The organism is Streptomyces sp. NPDC056948 (assembly GCF_042674225.1).
Lineage (GTDB): Bacteria > Actinomycetota > Actinomycetes > Streptomycetales > Streptomycetaceae > Streptomyces > Streptomyces purpurascens.
The window spans coordinates 1-20,008 of record NZ_JBHUQX010000151.1 but is presented as its reverse complement, the minus strand read 5'-3'; the positions used below and the strand labels follow the sequence as shown (position 1 = coordinate 20,008).

Genomic DNA, 20,008 nt, shown 5'->3' with positions numbered 1-20,008 from the left:
ATCCTGCCGTCCGTCATCGGGACCTCTCCGACGCCAGGGCACGCCCGGCGTCCGCATAGAAACTGATCTTCCGGTCGAGCACGGCGAGCGTGCCGCGGAGCTCGTCGATCCTGGCCAGGACGTCCTCGCGGGTCGTCTTGAGCAGCTCGAAGCGCTCGCCGTAGGTGTGGTCGCCCTCGCGCACCAGTTCCGCGTACCTGACCATGTCGGCGACCGGCATGCCCGTCAGGCGCAGCTTGCCGACGAGGTCGAGCCAGTCGAGGTCGCGGTTGGTGTAGCGGCGCTGGCCGGTGTGGGACCGGTCGATGTGCGGCATCAGGCCGATGCGCTCGTACCAGCGCAGGGTGTGCGCGGTCAGGCCGGTGAAGGCGACGACCTCGCTGATCGTGTACCTGTCCTCGCCGTCCGGGCGCCGGTCGTACTGCGGAGGGCCGGCGCAGGTGTCGGTCCTGGTCCCCGTGGTTTCCATCACCGTCATGGCCCCAACGCTAGAACCTTGGAGTGCACTCCAAGCAAGCGCGGACGGTAAGAAATGGGCAGGACGTTTCTTGATCCGTCTGGTTAGCGTACGGAATCATGAGTTCTGTACGTCGCGCCCTGCCCGTGGACGCCGAGGAAGTCCTGCGGCTGCGCCAAATCATGATCGACTCGCTGTTCGCCAGCGACCCGTCCACCCGCTGGCACGGGGAGTCCCTCCCCACCCTGAAGGCCGAACTGGGCGAATCGGACGGGGACTTCGTGGCGTTCGTCGTGGACCACCCGGAGCGGCCCGGGGCGCTGGCGGCGCTGGTGGCCGGGACGATCGACTACCGCATCGGGAAGCCGGGCGACCCGCAGGGCAAGGTGGGCTTCGTGTTCAGCGTCGCCACCGACCCGACCGCCCGGCGCCGCGGGTACGCACGCGCCTGCATGCAGACCCTGCTGGAGTGGTTCCGCACGCACGGTGCCCGGCGCGTACAGCTCACCACCTCACCGGAGGCCGAGCCGCTGTACGTCTCCCTGGGCTTCCGGCCCAAGCCCGACCCCTTGCTGGAGCTGACGCTGTGAGCGCATAGGCTCGAACGCATGTCGCTGAAGAGCCTCGCGTTGATCGAGAACTGGCCGGTTCCCACCGCTGCGGCGGGTGTCGTAGGGGCGGACGGCACCGTCCTCGGCACCCATGGGCCGGCCGGGCAGCGGTTCCCGCTCGCGTCGGTGACCAAGCCGCTCGCGGCGTACGCGGTGCTCGTGGCGTACGAGGAGGGGGCGGTCGAGCTCGACGAGCCCGCCGGTCCGGCCGGGTCGACGGTCCGGCACCTGCTCGCGCACACCTCGGGCCTCGCGTTCGACGAGCACAAGGTCACGGCCCCGCCCGGGGAGCGGCGGCTGTACTCGAACGCCGGTTTCGAGCAGTTGGGCGACCACATCGCGAAGGCGACCGACATTCCCTTCGGGGAGTATCTGCGGCAGGCCGTGCTGGAGCCGCTGGGGATGACCTCGACGGCCCTGGAGGGCTCTCCGGCCAAGGACGGGGTGTCCACGGTCGAGGACCTGCTGCGGTTCGCGGCCGAGGTGCAGGCCCCGCGCCTGCTGGATCCCCGTACGGTCGCCGAGGCGATGACCGTGACCTACCCGGGCACCAAGGGCGTCCTGCCGGGCTACGGCCACCAGAACCCCAACGACTGGGGGCTCGGCTTCGAGATCCGCGACTCCAAGTCGCCGCACTGGACGGGGTCCTCGTCCTCACCGCGCACGTTCGGGCATTTCGGGCAATCCGGTACGTTCCTGTGGATCGACCCCGAAGCGCGTGCCGCGTGCGTCGCGCTGACGGACCGTGCGTTCGGGCCGTGGGCGGTCGAGGCATGGCCGGCGTTCACGGACGCGGTGCTCGCGGAGCTCTAGGCCCTAGGGCCTAGGACATCTCCCAGATCAGCAACTCGGCGTCGGTCACGCCCTCCGCCTCCAGGGCCTTGGGGTCCGTGATGCGGGCCGCGTCGCCCGCGCCCAGTTCCTCGCCGTCGAGGCGTACGTCACCCCGTACGACATGCACGTACGCGTGCGCCCCGTCCGGCACCGCCGTCCGCTCCCCCGCCGCGAGGCGCCTCACGTGCAGCATCGCGCCGGCCTCCGGGACGGCGTAGGGCGTCGAGTCGGCGATGCCGTGGACGACCTCGTAGTACGGGTCGCCGCCGGGCCGGAGCGGGGCCAGCCACATCTGCACGAAGGTCAGCGGGCCGGGGCCGTCGTTGCGCTCCACGTGACGTACCCCACCCGCCGAGCTGAGCCGCTGCACGTCCCCGTGGCGCACCACCGACTCGTGCCCGGTGGAGTCCCGGTGCGTCAGCTCGCCCTCCACGACCCAGGTCACGATCTCGGTGTGGCTGTGCGGATGCTCGTCGAAGCCGGACCCCGGCGCCAACCGCTCCTCGTTGCACGCGATCACCGCGCCGAAGCGAAGGTTGTCCGGGTCGTAGTGGGGCCCGAAGGAGAAGGCGTGCCAGGTCTCGATCCCCGCGGCCGGTTCCCCACCGCGGTAGCGCTCGTGAGCGCGCCGTACGTCCATCACGGAGACCACCGTAGGCCCTGCCCGGCGGGTCAGGTCACAGTGAAGACGCAGCGGCCGATCGACGCAGGTGAGCGGGGTCTGGCGCGTCCAGCTGCAAGGCGGAGGAGGGAGTCGACGCGATGGGGGCCCCTCCCGCGCGAGCGAAGCCGAGCGTGGGGGAGTCGGGGACTGACGACAACGCGGCAGATGGGCGTGCCAGACCCCGCGTCTGCGACCTGACCCGCCGGGTAGGGCCTGACCCGCCGACGCACCTTCCCGTCCGGATAAGGCAGTCTTGTCCCCGTGCCCGAACCCGAAACCAGCAAGAACGCAGCCCCAGCACACGACGTCCACGCGCATGCCGCGACGCTGAAGCGTCTGGTGGAGTCGTCCGGATCGCTCGCCGCGCAGGCCATCGCGCGGATGGACGAGACGCTGCCCTGGTACCGGGCCATGCCCCCGGAGAACCGTTCCTGGATCGGTCTGGTCGCGCAGGCGGGTATCGCCGCCTTCACCGAATGGTTCCGGCATCCGGACGCCCCGCAGGCCATCTCCACCGACGTGTTCGGAACCGCGCCGCGCGAGCTGACCCGGGCGATCACGCTGCGCCAGACCGTGGAGATGGTGCGCACCACGATCGAGGTCATGGAGAGCGCGATCGACGAGGTCGCGGCCCCCGGCGACGAGAGGGTGCTGCGCGAGGCGCTGCTCGTCTACGCCCGGGAGATCGCCTTCGCGACGGCCCAGGTATACGCGCAGGCCGCCGAGGCACGCGGTGCCTGGGACGCCCGGCTGGAGTCCCTGGTCGTGAACGCCGTGCTCAGCGGCGAGGCCGACGAGGGCGCCGTGTCCCGCGCCGCCGCCCTCGGCTGGAACTCGCCCGAACACGTGTGCGTGGTGCTCGGCACCGCACCCGACGGCGACTCCGAACTGACCGTCGAGGCCATCCGGCGTGCCGCCCGGCACGCCAAGCTCCAGGTGCTGACCGGCGTGCTCGGGGACCGGCTCGTCGTCATCGCGGGCGGCAGCGACAACCCGCTGGCCGTCGCCAAGTCGCTCATCGGCCCGTACGCGGCCGGCCCGGTCGTGGCGGGCCCGGTGGTGCCGGACCTGCTGGCCGCGACCCGGTCCGCGCAGGCCGCGGCGGCGGGGCTGAAAGCGGGTTCTGCCTGGCAGGACGCCCCGCGCCCGGTCCTGGCCGACGACCTGCTCCCGGAGCGCGCGATCGCCGGTGACCCCTCGGCCCGTGACCAACTGGTGGAGGAGATCTACAGACCACTGGAGGAGGCCGGGGCCGCGCTCCTGGAGACCCTCAGTGTCTATCTCGAACAGGCGAGCAGTCTCGAAGGCGCCGCCCGCATGTTGTTCGTCCATCCCAACACCGTCCGCTACCGGCTTCGACGTGTGACTGACGTCACCGGTTGGTCACCCTCCGATGTACGCTCTGCCTTCACGCTGCGGATCGCTCTGATCCTGGGGCGTCTGGTCGATGGAGATCTCCAGCCCTAAGGTTTTGTCGGAGCCCGACAAAACCCCCTCGTGTTCTTCGTCCCTGTCCCCACGGGCGGCCGTGCCCGTCCCCAAGAGAGAGTGTGAGAGTGCTCGTACTCGTCGCTCCCGGCCAGGGCGCCCAGACGCCCGGCTTCCTGTCAGCATGGCTCGACTTCCCCGGTGTCCGCGGTGCCCTCGAGGCATGGTCCGACGCCGTGGGGCTCGACCTGATCCGCTACGGCACCGAGGCAGACGCGGAGGAGATCCGCGACACCGCGGTGGCGCAGCCGCTGCTGGTCGCCGCCGGGCTGGCGTCCGCGTACACACTGTTCGACGACCCGGCCGAGCTGCCGCGCAAGGTCGGCGCCATCGCCGGGCACAGCGTCGGCGAGTTCACCGCCGCCTCGCTCGCCGGTGTGCTCCCGCACGAGGAGGCCGTCCGCCTCGTCCGCACCCGTGGGCTCGCCATGGCCGAGGCCGCCGCCGTCACCGAGACCGGCATGGCGGCCCTTCTCGGCGGTGACCCGGAAGTGACGGTTCCGCACCTGGAGAAGCTGGGCCTGACCCCGGCGAACATCAACGGCGCGGGCCAGATCGTCGCGGCCGGTACCAAGGAGCAGCTCGCCGCACTGGAGGCGGACAAGCCCGAGGGCGTGCGCAAGGTCGTCGCGCTGAAGGTCGCCGGCGCCTTCCACACGCACCACATGGCCCCCGCGGTCGACACGCTGGCGAAGGCCGCCGAGGCCCTGACGCCCGGCGACCCGCAGGTCACCTACGTCTCGAACAAGGACGGGCGGTCCGTCGCCGCCGGCACCGAGGTGCTGGACCGTCTGGTCGGTCAGGTCGCCAACCCGGTCCGCTGGGACCTGTGCATGGAGACCTTCAAGGAGCTCGGCGTCACGGCCCTGATCGAGGTGTGCCCCGGCGGCACCCTCACGGGCCTCGCCAAGCGTGCTCTGCCCGGTGTGAAGACGCTGGCCCTGAAGTCCCCCGCCGACCTCGACGCAGCTCGCGAGCTCATCGCCGAGCACGCCTGACCGCCGCCCCCAAGGAGCCGTCCGCATGGCGAAGATCAAGCCCAGCAAGGGCGCCCCGTACGCGCGCATCCTCGGCGTCGGCGGGTACCGCCCGACCCGGGTCGTGCCGAACGAGGTGATCCTCGAGACGATCGACTCGTCCGACGAGTGGATCCGCTCGCGCTCCGGCATCGAGACCCGGCACTGGGCGAACGACGAGGAGACCGTCGCCGCGATGTCGGTCGAGGCGTCCGGCAAGGCGATCGCCGACGCCGGGATCTCCGCCGAGCAGATCGGCGGCGTGATCGTCTCGACCGTCTCGCACTTCAAGCAGACCCCGGCCGTCGCCACCGAGATCGCCGACAAGCTCGGCACGAACAAGGCCGCCGCCTTCGACATCTCGGCCGGCTGCGCGGGCTTCGGCTACGGCCTCACGCTCGCCAAGGGCATGATCGTCGAGGGCTCCGCCGAGTACGTCCTGGTGATCGGCGTGGAGCGGCTGAGCGACCTGACCGACCTGGAGGACCGGGCGACGGCCTTCCTGTTCGGCGACGGCGCCGGCGCGGTCGTCGTGGGCCCGGCCCAGGAGCCCGCCATCGGCCCCACGGTCTGGGGCTCCGAGGGCGACAAGTCCGAGACGATCAAGCAGACCGTGCCGTGGACGGACTACCGTTCCGGCGAGGTCGCCAAGTTCCCCGCCATCACGCAGGAGGGCCAGGCGGTGTTCCGCTGGGCCGTGTTCGAGATGGCGAAGGTCGCCAAGGAGGCGCTGGACGCCGCCGGCATCTCCACGGAGGACCTGGACGTCTTCATTCCGCACCAGGCCAACGAGCGGATCATCGACTCGATGGTGAAGACACTCAAGCTGCCGGAGTCCGTCACGGTCGCACGTGACGTACGCACCACCGGCAACACCTCGGCCGCCTCGATCCCGCTCGCGATGGAGCGGCTCCTGGCGACCGGTGAGGCGAAGAGCGGCGACACCGCGCTCGTCATCGGCTTCGGGGCGGGTCTCGTCTACGCCGCGACTGTCGTTACCCTCCCCTAGGCACTCCGTGCCGGATCACGCGATCCGGCGCGGGAGGAAACACCTGCCACACCCTCTGGATATCTACGAAGGAGCGCCAACATGGCCGCCACTCAGGAAGAGATCGTCGCCGGTCTCGCCGAGATCGTGAACGAGATCGCCGGCATCCCGGTTGAGGACGTCCAGCTGGACAAGTCCTTCACCGACGACCTGGACGTCGACTCGCTGTCCATGGTCGAGGTCGTCGTCGCCGCCGAAGAGCGCTTCGACGTCAAGATCCCGGACGAGGACGTCAAGAACCTCAAGACCGTCGGCGACGCGACCGACTACATCCTCAAGCACCAGGGCTGATCGTCCGAACAGGCCCTGGGCCGACTGCCCCGCCACCCGGCGGTGGCGCCGCTTAATCCTCGTATCCGTTGGAGAAAGAATTCCCGTGAGCCCGACCAATCGCACCGTGGTCGTCACCGGTATCGGCGCAACCACACCGCTGGGTGGCGACGCAGCCTCTACCTGGGAGGGCCTGATCGCCGGACGTTCCGGCGTCAAGCCCCTGGAGCAGGAGTGGGCCGCCGAGCAGGCGGTCCGTATCGCGGCCCCGGTGGCCGTGGAGCCGACCGAGGTCATCCCCCGGCCGCAGGCCCGCCGCCTGGACCGCTCGGCGCAGTTCGCGCTGATCGCGGCCAAGGAGGCCTGGGCCGACGCCGGGTTCGAAGCGAGCGCCGACGAGGACCCGAACGTCGACCCGGACCGGCTCGGCGCGGTCATCGCCTCCGGCATCGGCGGCGTGACGACTCTGCTCGACCAGTACGACGTGCTGAAGGAGAAGGGCGTTCGCCGCGTCTCCCCGCACACCGTGCCCATGCTGATGCCCAACAGCCCGTCGGCCAACGTGGGGTTGGCCGTGGGTGCCCGGGCGGGCGTGCACACGCCGGTCTCCGCCTGCGCCTCGGGCGCCGAGGCCATCGGCTACGCCATCGAGATGATCCGCACGGGCCGCGCCGACGTCGTCGTCGCGGGTGGCACGGAGGCGGCGATCCATCCGCTGCCGATCGCCGCGTTCGGCAACATGATGGCGATGTCCAAGAACAACGACGACCCGCAGGGCGCGTCGCGTCCCTACGACGTGGCCCGCGACGGCTTCGTCCTCGGTGAGGGCGCCGGTGTCGTCGTCCTGGAGTCCGCCGAGCACGCCGCGAAGCGCGGTGCCCGGGTGTACGCCGAAGCGGTCGGCCAGGGCATCTCGGCCGACGCCCACGACATCGTGCAGCCGGAGCCGGAGGGGCGGGGCATCTCGCAGGCCCTGCAGAACCTGCTGGAGCGCAACGAGCTGGACCCGGCGGAGATCGTGCACGTCAACGCGCATGCCACGTCGACGCCGGCCGGTGACATCGCCGAGTTGAAGGCGCTGCGGAAGGTGTTCGGTGACGACGCCGACCACTTCGCGGTGTCCGCGACGAAGTCGATGACCGGGCATCTGCTCGGTGGCGCGGGTGGTGTCGAGACGGTGGCGACGGTGCTCGCGCTGTACCACCGGGTGGCTCCGCCGACCATCAACGTCGAGAACCTGGACCCGGAGGCCGAGGCGAACGCCGACGTCGTCCGTGGCGAGGCTCGGAAACTGCCGGTGGATGGGCGTATCGCCGCGCTGAACGACTCGTTCGGGTTCGGTGGGCACAATGTTGTGCTGGCGTTCCGGACGGTTTGATCGCTGAGCGTTGAATGGCCCGAGCTCCCTGGGTGGGGGGTTCGGGCCATTCGCCGTTTCGGTGAGGTGGTGTGCCGGGTGCGGCGCGGTGGGGGTTGTTCGCGCAGTTCCCCGCGCCCCTAACTACTCACACCACCTGGTGGAGCCAGCGGACCGGGGCGCCTTCGCCTGCGTAGCGGAAGGGTTCCAACTCGTCGTCCCAGGGCTTGCCCAGGAGTTTGTTGAGTTCGGCCGCCAGGTCGGTCTCACCCCGCTGGGAGCGTTGCAGGGCCGCGCGCAGGCGGTCCTCGGGGATGAGGATGTCGCCGTGGATGCCGGTGACGGCGTGGAAGATGCCCAGGTCGGGGGTGCAGCTGTAGCGCTCGCCCTCGGCGTTGGCGCAGGGCTCGGCCGTCACCTCGAAGCGCAGCAGCTGCCAGCCCCGCAGGGCCGACGCCAGCTTCGACGCCGTGCCCGCCTGGCCCTGCCAGGAGAACTCCGAGCGCCAGGTGCCCGGCGCGGCAGGCTGGCGGATCCAGTCCAGGCTGACGCGTGTGCCGAGCACCCCGGCGATGGCCCACTCGACGTGCGGGCACAGCGCGCGCGGCGCGGAGTGCATGTACAGAACCCCACGTGTCGTCACCGGAACCTCCGGGCAGAGCGGACCATCTTTGAACGGGCGGAACGGCTGTGACCGGGCGGGTCACGTTGATGGCGAGGCTACCGTGCGGTGACGCAAGGAGTGTGACGTACGGTCGGTCCCGGTGCCGGGAAACGCCCACCATTCACCCAGGGGGACGCTTGTACGGGTGTGAGCCGTTGCACCTGATCGGTCGGGAACCCTCGTGCGTTGTTAATGGTTGGGGAGACAGCCACGGCGCGGCGAGGGGATGGAACAGGCATGCGGAAGCGAAGCCACCGCTCACGGGTCGTTGTCGCCGTGGCCGTGGCGACTGCCCTGGGTATCGCCGGATGTGATGCCGTGGGAGGCAACTCCCCCGCCCCGTCCGCCAGCGCCGAGCCGTCGCCCAGGCCCACTCCCCTGTGGGACCGCAGCCCGAGTTCCGTCGCGGCCGTCGGTGACTCCATCACGCGGGGTTTCGACGCCTGTGACGTGCTGCAGGACTGTCCTGAGGCGTCCTGGGCGACCGGCGCCAGCCCCGAGGTGGACTCTCTCGCCGTCCGGCTGCTGGGGCGGGCCGAGGCCGCCGAGCGAAGCTGGAACTACGCCGTGACCGGGGCCCGGATGGCCGATCTGCCCGGGCAGATGACCCAGGCGGTGCGGCGGAAACCGCAGCTCGTGACGGTGATGGCCGGGGCGAACGACGCCTGCCGGGCCTCTACGGCGGCGATGACCCCGGTCTCCGGTTTCCGCAGCGACTTCGAGGACGCGCTGCGCACCCTGCGCGAGGCCGTGCCCAAGGCACAGGTGTTCGTGGCGAGCGTGCCGAACCTGAAGCGGCTGTGGTCGCAGGGCCGCAACAGCCCGTTGGGCAAGCAGGTGTGGCAACTGGGCATCTGCCCGTCGATGCTGGGCGACGCGGACGCCCTGGACTCGGCGGCGACCCTGCGGCGGGACACGGTGCAGAAGCGTGTGGAGGACTACAACAAGGTCTTGAAGGAGGTCTGCGCCGAGGACAAGCGGTGCCGGTACGACGGGGGCGCCGTGTACGACTACCGCTTCGGCACGGCTCAGTTGAGCCGCTGGGACTACTTCCACCCCAGCGTGAACGGACAGGCCCGGTTGGCGGAGATCGCGTACCGCACCGTCACGGCACAGGGCCGCTGACCTAGGCCCTGCCCTAGAGTTCCGCACATGAACGAACTCTTCGGCACACTTTCCGACGGCACGTCGGTGTACCGCTGGACCCTGGAGCGGGCGGGCGTACGGGTGCGGGTGCTGTCGTACGGCGGGATCGTGCAGTCCGTCGAGGTGCCGGACCGGGAGGGCCGGGCCGGGGATGTGGTGCTGGGGTTCCCGGATCTCGAGGGCTATCTCGCCCACCCCGGGCCCTATCTCGGGGCCCTGGTCGGGCGGTACGCCAACCGGATCGCCGGCGGCCGTTTCCCGTTGGACGGGCGGACGTACGCTCTGGAACCGAACAACGGGCCGAACTCGCTGCACGGTGGAGCGCACGGCTTCGACAAGCGGGTGTGGGACGCGGCCCCCGTCGCGCACGGTGTGCGGCTCACCCGGGTCAGTCCGCACGGCGAAGAGGGGTTCCCGGGGCGGCTGGAGGTCTCGGCGACGTACACGCTCCTGGAGGGCGGCGCGCTGCGGATCGCCTACGAGGCCGTCACGGACGCGCCGACCGTGGTGAATCTGACGAACCACAGCTACTTCAACCTGGGCGGTTCCGGCGACGCGGGCGGCCATGAACTGCGGCTGGCCGCCTCCCGTTACACGCCGGTCGACGAGGACCTGATCCCGGCCGGCGGCCTGGAGGAGGTGACCGGCACGCGCTTCGACTTCCGCGAGGCCCGCAAGGTCGGCTCCGGCTACGACCACAACTTCGTGCTCGACAAGGGCGTGGCGGACGTCCCGGTGGAGGTGGCCGAGCTGCACGACCCGGCGTCCGGGCGGGTGCTGACGGTGGCCACGACCGAGCCCGGACTCCAGCTCTACACCGCCGACCACCTGGGCGAGCCCTTCGCGCCGGGCGACGGCATCGCGCTGGAGACCCAGCACTTCCCCGACTCCCCGAACCGGCCGGACTTCCCGACCACGGTGCTGCGGCCGGGCGAGGTGTTCCGCTCGGAGACGGTGTACGGGTTCGGCACCCGCTGAGTCGCGGGCCCGGAAACCCACGAGCCCCGGTCCAGGGGTCAGGTCCCGGACCGGGGCTGCTCAGTGGGGAACTTGTCCCGGTCAGACGTTAATCGTCGCGGTGATCCTGCGGTCGGTGATCGAGCGCGCCACCTGGATCTCGTACGAACCCTTCACAAACGACCACGAGGCGTTCGTCTCGTCCCAGCTCTCGAAGGCGCGGCGCGGCAGTTCGACGGTCGCCTCGGCGGTCTCGCCGGGTGCGGCCTCGACGCTCGCGAAGCCGGCCAGCCAGCGCGCCGGGCGGGTGGGGTCGGGCTCGCTCGGGGCGAGGTAGAGCTGGACGACCTCGCGGCCCGGGCGGTCGCCGGTGTTGCGGAGGCGGACCTTCGCGGTGGTCCCTTCGGCGCTCCCGGCGACCTCGACCGACTCATAGGTCCAGTCGGTGTAGCCGAGGCCGTGTCCGAAGGGGTAGGCGGGGGTGCGGCCCTGCTGCTCCCAGGCGCGGTAGCCGATGAAGACGCCCTCGTCGTAGGAGAGTTCGCCGTCCTCCGGGACGACCTGGGTGACCGGGGCGTCGGTCAGGGAGCCCCAGGTGGTAGGCAGGCGGCCGCCGGGCTCCTGGGCGCCGGTGAGCACGTCCGCGAGGGCCGCGCCGCCCTCCTGGCCGGGGAACCAGCTCAGGAGCACGGCGGCGACGTCGTCGCGCCACGGCAGTTCCACCGGGGAGCCGGAGTTGACCACCACGACGGTGTTCGGGTTGGCGGCGGCGACGGCGCGGACCAGGTCGTCCTGGCGGCCGGGCAGGCGCAGGTCGGTGCGGTCGAAGCCCTCGGACTCGACGCGGTCGGTGGTGGCGACCACGACGACGGCCGTGTCGGCGGCGCGGGCGGCAGCGGCGGCCTCGGCGATCAGCTCGTCGGGGTCGCGCTGCGGGTCCTGGTGGGCGAGGGTGAAGCCGATGACCCGCATGGGGTGGCCGTCGGGCGGCGGGACGGTGTAGGTGAGGGAGACCTCGACCGGTTCGCCCGCGGTGAGTTCGACGCGGGCGTGGGGCACCGGGGCGCCGAAGAAGGCGGCGAAGGGGTCGCCGTCCTCGGCGGGGCGCTGGACGTCGTCGAAGTACGTGGTGCCCGCGACGGTCAGCCTGAAGAGCCCGAGGCCCTTGAAGCCGAAGGTGTGCGTGCCGGTCTCGCGCGGGGTGAAGGTGCCGGTGAGTTCGACGCTGTGCAGGGTGTCGTGGGTGACGCCGTCGGGCAGGTCGTCGCCCATCCACTGGATGTGGCCGCTGGGGGCCGAGCGGGTGCCGAGGATGTGGTCCGCGCTGTCGCGGCAGACCGTGCGCAGCTCGAAGCCCGGGTCGGCGACGGGGAGTTCGGTGTTCGGGTCGGCGCCGAGGGCGTAGGTGAGGCTGCCGTCGGGGAGGGCGGCGGTGAGGCCCTCGAGCGGGGAGACGGTCCGGGCGGGGAAGACCGTGGCGGAGCCGCCGCCGAGGACGCGGGCGTCGCGGGCGGCGGCGCCGATCAGCGCGACCCGGCCGGGCTTCAGCGGCAGCGCGCCCCTCTCGTTGCCGACGAGGACGAAGGAGCGGCGGGCGATCTCGCGGGCGAGCGCCTCGCCGTCGACGGTCGCGGGCGGTTCGGTGACGACCGGCTCGGCGCCGTCCAGGATGCCGACCCGGGCGGCGAGGCGCAGGACGCGGCGGACGGCCTCGTCGACCTGCGCCTCGTCGGCCTCGCCGTCCCGGACTGCCTGCGCGAGGGCCTCGCCGTAGACGGTCCGCGGGCCGGGCATCGCGATGTCCAGGCCGCCGGCGAGGGCGCCGGTGGTGGAGCGGGCGGCCGTCCAGTCGGAGACGTTGATCCCGTCGAAGCCCCATTCGCCGCGCAGGACCTCGTTGACCAGGTGGTGGTGCTCGGTCATCGTCGTGCCGTTGACCGTGTTGTAGGCGGTCATGATGCCCCAGGGGCGGGCGTTCTCGACGATCGCCTCGAAGGGGGCCAGGTACAGCTCGCGCAGGGCGCGTTCGCTCACGAGGTTGTTCACCGTGAGGCGGTCGGTCTCGGCGTCGTTGGCGACGAAGTGCTTGACGGTGGTGCCGACACCGCCGGACTGGACGCCCCGCACGTACTCGGTGCCGATCCGGCCGGTGAGGTACGGGTCCTCGCTGTAGGCCTCGAAGTGGCGGCCGCCGAGCGGGGAGCGGTGCAGGTTGACCGTGGGGGCGAGCAGGACGTGGACGCCCTTGCGGCGGGCCTCCTGGGCCAGCAGCACGCCTGCCCGGCGGGCGAGTCCGGGGTCCCAGGTGGCGGCGAGGGCGGTCGGTGAGGGCAGGGCGACGGAGGGGTCGTCGGCGCTCCACTGCACCCCGCGGACGCCGATCGGGCCGTCGGACATGACCAGCGAGGCCAGGCCGGCCTGCGGCAGCGCGGGCAGGCTCCAGATGTCCTGGCCGGCCAGGAGCCGTGCCTTGGCGTCCAGGTCGAGCTTGCCGAGGGCCGCCTCGACCGCCGCCTCACGCCGTACTTCCGCTGTCTCCGTCACGTCGGCACCTCCACGTCGAAAGCCGCTGGATGCCGACATCGTGCCCGCGTTACCTGTAATGCGGTAGGTTTTGTTATATTCTCGAAACAATCGGTCGTTCGTCATGTCGTACGGTGACGCCATGACGGCCAGGGCGAGAAGCGAGGAACGGCGCGCGGAGATCGTGCGGGCCACGCTGGAGGTGATCGCCGAGCGCGGCTACCGGGGAGCGAGCCTGACGTCGGTCGCCGAGCGGGTGGGGCTCACCCAGCAGGGGCTGCTGCACCACTTCCCGACGAAGGAGGCACTGCTGGTCGCGGTGCTCCAGGATCGGGACCGCTGGGACGCGATGCCCGCCGGGCGGCTGCGGCTGGACCTGCTGGCCTCGCTGGTCGAGTACAACGCGATGCGGCCCGCCATCATCCAGACCTTCTCGGCGCTGCTCGGCGAGAGCGTCACGGAGGACCATCCGGCCCGCGGGTACTTCACGGAGCGCTACGTCGGGGTCCGCGCCGGCATGGCCGAGGTGCTGCGCGCCGAGTACGGCGACCGCCTGCCGAGCGGTCTCACCCCCGAGCGGGCCGCGCCGCTTCTCGTGGCGATCCTGGACGGCCTGCAGTACCAGTGGCTGCTGGACCCGGAGTCGGTGGACATGCCGTCGGCGTTCCGGGACTTCCTGACGCTGCTGGGCGAGAGCGGCGACTGAACACCCATGGCGTAGATCACTCCTGTCACGCGATACTGCGGCCGTCCGGCACCACGCCACCGCAGCACCCCCCACCGTGACGGAAGGCCTGAACCTCCTTGAACTCCATACGCGTTCGCCTCGGCGTCCTCGGTCTCGCCCTGCTGACCGGCCTCACCACCCCCACGACCGCGAGCGCCGCAGAGACGGCCCCCGCTCCCACCGTCGAGGAGCAGCGGCTCGGTAAAGCGGTCCCGCAGGAGATCCTGCGCCGCTCCGGGTTCGACACGGTGGCCCCGCGGTTGGCCCGGGCGCTCGAGACGGCCCGTTCCTACGGGGAGGCCCGCCGGGCTGTCGCGCAGGAGGGTGCGCAGCTATGGCGGCGGGCCGTGGACCGGGCGCAGGGGCGTGGACCCGCTGGCGGGGACCTCAGCCGGGACGACGACCGGCCGCTGTACTGGGCCCGCCTCGGCATGACGCATGAAGTGCGCACCTGGGAGCCGGAGTTCGGCCTGACGGGTGGACAGCGGACCGCGCTGCTCGACGAACTGGAGCTCACCTCGCGCGGCCAGACGGCCATCGGCTACCCGCACGGCAAGAACCTGAAGCGGATCCTGCTCACTGGCTTCGACCCGTTCACCCTGGACCGGGACATCCGCATCTCCAACCCGTCCGGCGCCACCGCGCTCGCCCTCGACGGCACGGTGATCGAGACGGCGGACGGTCCGGCCCGGATCGAGACGGCCGTGTTCCCGGTGCGCTGGCAGGACTTCACGGACGGGACGGTGGAGCGGACGCTGCGGCCGTATCTGCCGAAGGTCGATCTGTTCACGACCGTGAGCCAGGGCCGGGTCGGGAAGTTCGACATCGAGCGGACCAACGGGGCCTGGCGGGGCGGCTTCGGGGACAACGACAACATCGGCCGCACCGAGACCGTCCCCGTCACCGACCCGGCATCACAGCCGCAGTGGACGACGACCACGCTGCCCTACCGGGCGATCGTCGATGCGCAGACCGGCCGATTCCCCGTGTACGACAACACCAGCGTCACCGAGATCCCGGCGGGCGGCACCGAGCCCGTCGTACGCCCGGACGGGCCGACCCCCGGCTCGACCGCACGGCAGGGCGGCGGCGGGGACTACCTCTCCAACGAGATCGCCTACCGGGCGACGCTGCTGCGGGACCGGCTCGGGCTGCACGACCGGCTGCCGGGCGGGCATGTGCACACGCCCGTGCTCCAGTTCGGCACCGGGAACACCACCGAGGTCACCGACCCGGAGTTCGTGCGGAACCGGCTGGACATCATCGCCCAGGTGAGGGCCATCCTGAAGGCGGCTGCGGAAGAGCGCTGACGTCCCCGTCGCCCTCCTCGGCGGAGCCACCCGCGCGGCCCTCATCGATCTCCTCGCCCAGCAGTTCCCGCGCCATGAGGGTGGCGCCCGCGACCGCGCCCGGCATCAGGAACACCGCGACGACCGGCACCAGGAAGGCCACGGCCAGCGGCGTGCCGAAGCCCCAGACCAGGGTCTTGCGGGAGCGGAGCAGCGTGAGGCGGGTGCGCAGGTCGACTCCCCGGCGCTGGAGGGCGACGGCGGTCAGCTCCTCTGTCAGGAAGAACCCGGTGACGAAGAACCCGAGCACCGGGACGGCCGTCTGGCCGACCACCGGGATGAAACCGCAGGCGAACAGCAGCACACCCCACAGGGCGGCCCGCATCACGATGCGCAGGCTGTCGCGGCCGGAGATCCACAGTTCGCGCCAGAGCGGCAGGCCCGACTCGGGGGCGTGGCCGTCCGGGGACACGTCCCGGTCGACCTTCTCGGAGAGGTTCTCGTAGAAGGGCTGCCCGACCAGCAGTGTCACCGCGGTGAACGTCACGACGGCGAGGAGCAGGGCGAGGGCGAACAGCACGACGGTCAGGAAGCCGCGGAAGAGCCCGAGCCACGGGCTCGACCAGTCGTCGGCGAACGGTGTCGCCCAGGTGACGGCGTCCTCGCCCCACAGCGCCAGCGCGACCAGCGCCGCCGCGTACAGGACCAGGGTGATCAGGCCCGGGACCAGCCCGAAGCCGTACTGCTTGCCGTGCCGGGCCACCCACCGCTGGCCCTTCAGCAGGTACTGGAAGCCCACCCCGAGATCGCGCATGGGCAAACCCTATCGGTGCAGGCGGGAACGGGCCTCGACGGGGCCATCCGGGTCATCGGTGACACCAACGCGCTCTTGTTGCCGTTGAGTCGAACCGGTACACCTCGCCGTACCGATCTCAGGAAGCCCCGGAGGAGGTACACGTGCGCACCACGAGAACCGTTCCTGCGAGACCTGTACTGATCATCGCCCTCAGCCTCGCGACGGCGGGCTTACCCCTGCTCACCCCTCACACCGCCGGCGCGGACCCCAAGCCCGTCACCCGGGAGGGCGCCGCCGTCGACGACCGTGCGGCCCGGGCACCCGCGAGCGCGGCCAGGCGCGCCCTGACCGCCGAGACCGCCACCGGCCCCGCGACCGCCACCCGCGGCTACCCCCGCCGCCAAGTCCTCTCCCCCGACCCGGAGAACCCCGGCGACAAGTCCCTGAAGCTGGGGCTCACCCCGTACCACGCGATCGCCCCGAAGCTGAACGCCCTGCAACGCCTGGGCGACCGCGTCAGTGTGGAGGTGACCGGCCGCTCGGCAGGCGGCCACCGCCTCTTCCTGGTCACCGTCACCGCCCCGGAGAGCACCCGCCAGGCCCGCGCCCAGGAGCGGATGCGCGAACTGATCGAGAACGCGCCCGCGGCCGCCGCGAAGTCCCGCGAGATCAAGCAGACGTACAAAGCCCCGGTCTTCGTCAACAACAACATCCACGGCAACGAGTGGGAGGGCACGGACGCCTCTCTGAAGGTCATCGAGCAGCTCGCGACCGCCGAGGACGCCAGGACCAGGGATCTCCTCGCGCACAGCCGCCTGTACTTCAACATCACGGCCAACCCGGACGGCCGTATCGCCGGCACCCGCGCCAACGCGAACGGCTTCGATCTGAACCGCGACTTCGTCACGGCCTCCCAGCCCGAGAGCCGCGCGATGCGGCAGATCGAGCTGGACAAGCAGCCGGCCGTCCTGCTCGACCTGCACGGCTACGTCAACGGCACGCTCATCGAGCCCACCACTCCCCCGCACGGCGAGAACTACGAGTACGACCTCTTCCTGAAGAACTCCTACGCCAACGCCCTCGGCATGGAGTCCGCCGTCAACGCCCTCGGCTACACGCCCGCGAAGGACGGCGTGGAGCCGGCGCAGATCCCGTTCCGCGACCAGGAGGAGGGCTGGGACGACTGGCCGCCGATCTTCACCCCGCAGTACGCGGCCTTCCACGGCACGGTGGCCGCCCACACGGTGGAGATCCCGCTGGCGGTGAACAACGAGGAGTACGACACACTCCCCGTCCCGGAGCTGCGCCGCCGCTCGGCGGTCAACACGGCCGTGGCGGGCGCGGCCGTCCGCGCGACCCTGAACCACGTCCGCGAGCACCGCACCACCCTCGTCGCCGACCAGATCGAGACCTTCCGCCGCGGCTCGGCCGGCGCCCCGCAGGTGCCGGTATCGCCCAGGACGGTCCCCGGAGTCCCCGGCATCGGCCCGGAGGACGTCTACACGACCGACTTCCCGCGCGCCTACGTCATCCCGCCCGGCGGCTCCCGCACCCAGCGCTCGGCCCCGGCGGCCGCCCGCCTGGTCGACCACCTCCTCGCCAACGACGTCCGCGTCACCCGCGCCACCCGCCCGTTCCGCCTCGCCGGCCGGACCCACCCCAAGGGCTCGTACGTCGTCGACCTGCGCCAGCCCAAGCGCGGCATGGCGAACGTCCTGCTGGCCGACGGCCGGGACATCAGCGACAAGGTGTCGGTGATGTACGACATCTCCGGCTGGAGCCTGGGCCGGCTGTGGGGCGCCACGGTCGAGCGGGTGACCTCGGGCAGCCTGCGGGGCGCGCCCCTGCGCCCGGTCACCGAGGCCGCACCCGTCGCCCATGTGCCCGCGCACGGCACCCTCCGCCTGCGCCTGACCGACCCGCGCGAGATCGCGGCCCTCAACTCCCTGCTCCGGCAGGGAGTCACGGTTCGGCAGGCACCGGACGGCAGCGCGATCGTCCCGGCGTCGGCCCGCCGCAAGGCGCTCACCGCGGCCCGCACGCACGACGTCTCCTTCACGGCCACACGGCTCAAGGGCGACACGCCCCTGCACCGCCTGCGCGTCGCCGCCGCCGTCACCCCGGGTGAGCTGTTCGCCCTTCGGGAGATGGGCTTCGACGTCACACCGGTCTCGACGGAAGTCCTGAACGCGGGCTTCGACTGGTCCGGCACGGACGTGCTGTTCGTCTCCGCCGGCCTGGACCACGCCGCCCTCACCGCCCCCGCCCGCAAGGCCCTGGACGGCTTCCTCGACGATCACGGCCTGGTCGGCCGGGGCGCGACGGGAGCGGCTCTGAACGCGGCGGCGGACCTGCTGGCCGTCAAGCCGGTCGAGGGCAACCCGGACGCCAACGGCGTCGTACGCGCGGTGAATTCGGGCCGCCTCACGCACGACGCCCCCGCGCACGCCTTCGTCTACGCCCCGCTGTGGTTCACCGACCTCGGCCCGGGGGTGCGCGAGGAGCAGTCGTACGCGATCGGGAATCCGCTCGTCTCCGGACACTGGCGCCCGCTCCGGGACGGCACCGGCGGCCCCGCAGCGGCGGCGGGACAGGCCTCGGTGGTCAGCGGCGGCAGGACGGTCCTGTTCGGCACCGAACCGCTCTTCCGGGACCACCCGAAGGGGGAATTCCCGCAGGTGGCGAGGGCATTGTTCACAGTGGCACACAGCGGTTCAGATGAGGAGAACGGATGACGCAAGAGATCCACGGCACCGTAGCCGACGGCTTCGAGGGGGTACGCGAGGAGTTCGCCGCGTTCGTGGCCGGGGAACGGCCCGACTACGAGGGCCAGCTCTGCGCCTACGTGCGGGGCCGGAAGGTCGTGGACCTGTGGGCGGGGACCGAGGCGGACGCCCTCTACGGCGTGTTCTCGTCCACGAAGGGCGCCGCCTGCCTGGTCGTGGCTCTCCTCGTCCAGGACGGCACGCTCGAACCGGACCGCAAAGTGACGTACTACTGGCCGGAGTTCGCGGCCGAGGGCAAGGGCGATCTGACGCTGCGGGACCTGCTCGCGCACCGGGCGGGCGTGGTCGGCACGGACACCGGCTTCAGCCTGGCGGAGCTGGCCGACGACCGTCAGCTCGCCGAACGCCTCGCCGACCAGCGGCCGTTCTGGCGCCCCGGCACGGCGTTCGGCTATCACGCGCTGGTCAGCGGCGCCCTGACCGGCGAGGTCGTACGCCGCGCCACGGGCCGCACGCTCCAGGAGATCTACCAGGAGCGCGTCCGGACCCCGTACGGCCTGGACTTCCACCTCGGCCTGCCCGCCCCGCAGGAACCCCGCTTCCGCACCACCCAGCCGATGGCCCCGACCCCGGAACAGCAGGCCCTCCTCGACGCCACGCCCACGGGCCCGCACACCCTCGCCTCGATCGCCTTCAACGGCCACGCGAGCGAACCGACCGACCTGGCCTCGCTGCCCAACATGCCGCTGATCCGCGCCAAGGGCCCGGCGTCGGTGGGCGGGGTGGCGTCCGCGCGGGGCCTGGCCGGGATGTACGCGGCGGCGATCAGCGGGGTGGGCGAGCAGGCGCCGCTGCTGAAGCCGGACACGGTGGCGGAGTTCGGCCAGTTCCACTCGGTCGGCTACGACCTGGTGGCACGTGCCCACAAGTCGTTCGGCCTCGGCTTCCAGACGACGGCTGACACGTGGCACCCGTTCCTCGGCGCCGGGACGATCGGGCACAGCGGCGCGAGCGGCTCGCAGGCCTTCGCGGACCCGTGGAGCGGCCTCGCCTACGGCTACACCCGCCGCCGATTCGCCTTCCCGGGCGGGGCGGCCCCGGAGAACAACCGCCTGGCTCAGGCGATCCACACGGCGGCACTCGCCCACTGACCCCGGGCACGAGCGAAGGCCGCACCCCACGTCCAAGGGTGCGGCCTCCGCGTACGCAACGACCGCGGTCAGACCAGCGTCACGGTGATGTTCCCGCGGGTCGCCTTCGAGTACGGGCACACCTCGTGCGCCTTCTCGACGAGCGACCGCGCGGCGCCCCGCTCCACCTTGGGCAGGTCGGCGGAAATCTCGACGATGATCCCGAACCCGTCCCCGTTCTTCCCGAGGCCGACCTTGGCGGTGACGGTCGCCCCGGTGAGGTCGTCGCCCGTCTCACGGGCGAC

At 71.6% G+C, this 20,008-nt stretch carries 18 protein-coding genes and 1 pseudogene; 13 read left to right on the top strand and 6 right to left on the bottom strand.

Features of this window, described 5'->3' with window-relative positions:
* Positions 1 to 13 precede the first annotated feature (13 nt).
* Positions 14 to 478 (bottom strand): MerR family transcriptional regulator, encoded by a 465-nt coding sequence (locus ACFTZL_RS20600; protein ID WP_382584643.1) that lies wholly within the window; start codon positions 476 to 478, stop codon positions 14 to 16.
* A gap of 98 nt (positions 479 to 576) precedes the next feature.
* Between ACFTZL_RS20600 and ACFTZL_RS20595 the strand changes: the two genes are divergently transcribed.
* Positions 577 to 1,047, top strand: a complete 471-nt coding sequence (locus ACFTZL_RS20595; protein ID WP_382584640.1) for a GNAT family N-acetyltransferase — start codon at positions 577 to 579, stop codon at positions 1,045 to 1,047.
* A gap of 18 nt (positions 1,048 to 1,065) precedes the next feature.
* Positions 1,066 to 1,881, top strand: a complete 816-nt coding sequence (locus tag ACFTZL_RS20590; RefSeq protein ID WP_382584637.1) for a serine hydrolase domain-containing protein — start codon at positions 1,066 to 1,068, stop codon at positions 1,879 to 1,881.
* A 10-nt stretch (positions 1,882 to 1,891) separates the two neighbouring features.
* Here the strand turns inward: ACFTZL_RS20590 and ACFTZL_RS20585 are convergent, their stop codons facing one another.
* Positions 1,892 to 2,545: a pirin family protein gene (locus ACFTZL_RS20585; protein ID WP_382584634.1), complete on the bottom strand. Its 654-nt coding sequence runs from the start codon at positions 2,543 to 2,545 to the stop codon at positions 1,892 to 1,894.
* A 282-nt stretch (positions 2,546 to 2,827) separates the two neighbouring features.
* On the opposite strand from ACFTZL_RS20585, the gene fasR reads away from it, so the two are divergent.
* The 5 genes from fasR to fabF all read left to right on the top strand — a co-directional run bounded on the left by fasR (position 2,828) and on the right by fabF (position 7,766).
* Positions 2,828 to 4,033: a fatty acid biosynthesis transcriptional regulator FasR gene (gene fasR / locus ACFTZL_RS20580; RefSeq protein WP_382584631.1), complete on the top strand. Its 1,206-nt coding sequence runs from the start codon at positions 2,828 to 2,830 to the stop codon at positions 4,031 to 4,033.
* 89 nt (positions 4,034 to 4,122) lie between these two features.
* Entirely contained in the window at positions 4,123 to 5,052 is a 930-nt protein-coding gene (locus tag ACFTZL_RS20575) for an ACP S-malonyltransferase (RefSeq protein WP_382584628.1), read from the top strand.
* A 25-nt stretch (positions 5,053 to 5,077) separates the two neighbouring features.
* Positions 5,078 to 6,079, top strand: coding sequence for a ketoacyl-ACP synthase III (locus tag ACFTZL_RS20570; protein ID WP_382584626.1), 1,002 nt, complete (start codon positions 5,078 to 5,080; stop codon positions 6,077 to 6,079).
* 81 nt (positions 6,080 to 6,160) lie between these two features.
* Positions 6,161 to 6,409 (top strand): acyl carrier protein, encoded by a 249-nt coding sequence (locus ACFTZL_RS20565; RefSeq protein ID WP_003989952.1) that lies wholly within the window; start codon positions 6,161 to 6,163, stop codon positions 6,407 to 6,409.
* An 85-nt stretch (positions 6,410 to 6,494) separates the two neighbouring features.
* Positions 6,495 to 7,766 (top strand): beta-ketoacyl-ACP synthase II, encoded by a 1,272-nt coding sequence (fabF, locus tag ACFTZL_RS20560; RefSeq protein ID WP_382584623.1) that lies wholly within the window; start codon positions 6,495 to 6,497, stop codon positions 7,764 to 7,766.
* A gap of 127 nt (positions 7,767 to 7,893) precedes the next feature.
* Here the strand turns inward: fabF and ACFTZL_RS20555 are convergent, their stop codons facing one another.
* A complete protein-coding gene (locus ACFTZL_RS20555; protein ID WP_382584620.1) occupies positions 7,894 to 8,388 on the bottom strand; it encodes a DUF3145 domain-containing protein in 495 nt (164 codons plus the stop codon).
* A 258-nt stretch (positions 8,389 to 8,646) separates the two neighbouring features.
* Between ACFTZL_RS20555 and ACFTZL_RS20550 the strand changes: the two genes are divergently transcribed.
* Together ACFTZL_RS20550 and ACFTZL_RS20545 are read left to right on the top strand one after the other, a co-directional pair.
* Entirely contained in the window at positions 8,647 to 9,534 is an 888-nt protein-coding gene (locus tag ACFTZL_RS20550; RefSeq protein WP_382584617.1) for an SGNH/GDSL hydrolase family protein, read from the top strand.
* 27 nt (positions 9,535 to 9,561) lie between these two features.
* Positions 9,562 to 10,533: an aldose epimerase family protein gene (locus ACFTZL_RS20545; protein ID WP_382584614.1), complete on the top strand. Its 972-nt coding sequence runs from the start codon at positions 9,562 to 9,564 to the stop codon at positions 10,531 to 10,533.
* Positions 10,534 to 10,614: 81 nt separating this feature from the next.
* Here the strand turns inward: ACFTZL_RS20545 and ACFTZL_RS20540 are convergent, their stop codons facing one another.
* Positions 10,615 to 13,095 carry a glycoside hydrolase family 3 protein gene (locus tag ACFTZL_RS20540; RefSeq protein WP_382584611.1) on the bottom strand — a complete coding sequence of 827 codons (2,481 nt, stop codon included), beginning with the start codon at positions 13,093 to 13,095 and terminating at the stop codon, positions 10,615 to 10,617.
* 64 nt (positions 13,096 to 13,159) lie between these two features.
* Between ACFTZL_RS20540 and ACFTZL_RS20535 the strand changes: the two genes are divergently transcribed.
* Both ACFTZL_RS20535 and ACFTZL_RS20530 read left to right on the top strand, forming a co-directional pair.
* The gene (locus tag ACFTZL_RS20535) at positions 13,160 to 13,741 is read left to right on the top strand and encodes a TetR/AcrR family transcriptional regulator (RefSeq protein WP_382584608.1); all 582 of its coding nucleotides are present in this window, start codon (positions 13,160 to 13,162) and stop codon (positions 13,739 to 13,741) included.
* Between the two features lie 98 nt (positions 13,742 to 13,839).
* Entirely contained in the window at positions 13,840 to 15,072 is a 1,233-nt protein-coding gene (locus tag ACFTZL_RS20530) for a pyroglutamyl peptidase (RefSeq protein WP_382584605.1), read from the top strand.
* On the opposite strand, the gene ACFTZL_RS20525 is transcribed toward ACFTZL_RS20530, so the two are convergent.
* Positions 15,023 to 15,865: an EI24 domain-containing protein gene (locus ACFTZL_RS20525; RefSeq protein ID WP_382584602.1), complete on the bottom strand. Its 843-nt coding sequence runs from the start codon at positions 15,863 to 15,865 to the stop codon at positions 15,023 to 15,025. The genes ACFTZL_RS20530 and ACFTZL_RS20525 overlap by 50 nt on opposite strands.
* A 143-nt stretch (positions 15,866 to 16,008) precedes the next feature.
* On the opposite strand from ACFTZL_RS20525, the gene ACFTZL_RS20520 reads away from it, so the two are divergent.
* Both ACFTZL_RS20520 and ACFTZL_RS20515 read left to right on the top strand, forming a co-directional pair.
* Positions 16,009 to 18,582 (top strand): M14 family zinc carboxypeptidase, encoded by a 2,574-nt coding sequence (locus ACFTZL_RS20520; protein ID WP_382584599.1) that lies wholly within the window; start codon positions 16,009 to 16,011, stop codon positions 18,580 to 18,582.
* A complete protein-coding gene (locus ACFTZL_RS20515; protein ID WP_382584597.1) occupies positions 18,579 to 19,724 on the top strand; it encodes a serine hydrolase domain-containing protein in 1,146 nt (381 codons plus the stop codon). The genes ACFTZL_RS20520 and ACFTZL_RS20515 overlap by 4 nt, the downstream gene beginning before the upstream one ends.
* Before the next feature lie 68 nt (positions 19,725 to 19,792).
* Here the strand turns inward: ACFTZL_RS20515 and ACFTZL_RS20510 are convergent.
* Positions 19,793 to 20,008: pseudogene (locus ACFTZL_RS20510) on the bottom strand (organic hydroperoxide resistance protein); the annotation flags it as partial.

Excerpts from the sequence above, each read along its gene's own strand:
- ACFTZL_RS20545 (WP_382584614.1), top strand. The coding sequence starts at position 9,562 with ATGAACGAACTCTTCGGCACACTTTCCGACGGCACGTCGGTGTACCGC.
- ACFTZL_RS20525 (WP_382584602.1), bottom strand. The coding sequence starts at position 15,865 with ATGCGCGATCTCGGGGTGGGCTTCCAGTACCTGCTGAAGGGCCAGCGG.
- ACFTZL_RS20595 (WP_382584640.1), top strand. The coding sequence starts at position 577 with ATGAGTTCTGTACGTCGCGCCCTGCCCGTGGACGCCGAGGAAGTCCTG.
- ACFTZL_RS20550 (WP_382584617.1), top strand. The coding sequence starts at position 8,647 with ATGCGGAAGCGAAGCCACCGCTCACGGGTCGTTGTCGCCGTGGCCGTG.
- ACFTZL_RS20565 (WP_003989952.1), top strand. The coding sequence starts at position 6,161 with ATGGCCGCCACTCAGGAAGAGATCGTCGCCGGTCTCGCCGAGATCGTG.
- ACFTZL_RS20515 (WP_382584597.1), top strand. The coding sequence starts at position 18,579 with ATGACGCAAGAGATCCACGGCACCGTAGCCGACGGCTTCGAGGGGGTA.
- ACFTZL_RS20570 (WP_382584626.1), top strand. The coding sequence starts at position 5,078 with ATGGCGAAGATCAAGCCCAGCAAGGGCGCCCCGTACGCGCGCATCCTC.
- ACFTZL_RS20535 (WP_382584608.1), top strand. The coding sequence starts at position 13,160 with ATGTCGTACGGTGACGCCATGACGGCCAGGGCGAGAAGCGAGGAACGG.
- ACFTZL_RS20600 (WP_382584643.1), bottom strand. The coding sequence starts at position 478 with ATGACGGTGATGGAAACCACGGGGACCAGGACCGACACCTGCGCCGGC.
- ACFTZL_RS20540 (WP_382584611.1), bottom strand. The coding sequence starts at position 13,095 with ATGTCGGCATCCAGCGGCTTTCGACGTGGAGGTGCCGACGTGACGGAG.
- ACFTZL_RS20590 (WP_382584637.1), top strand. The coding sequence starts at position 1,066 with ATGTCGCTGAAGAGCCTCGCGTTGATCGAGAACTGGCCGGTTCCCACC.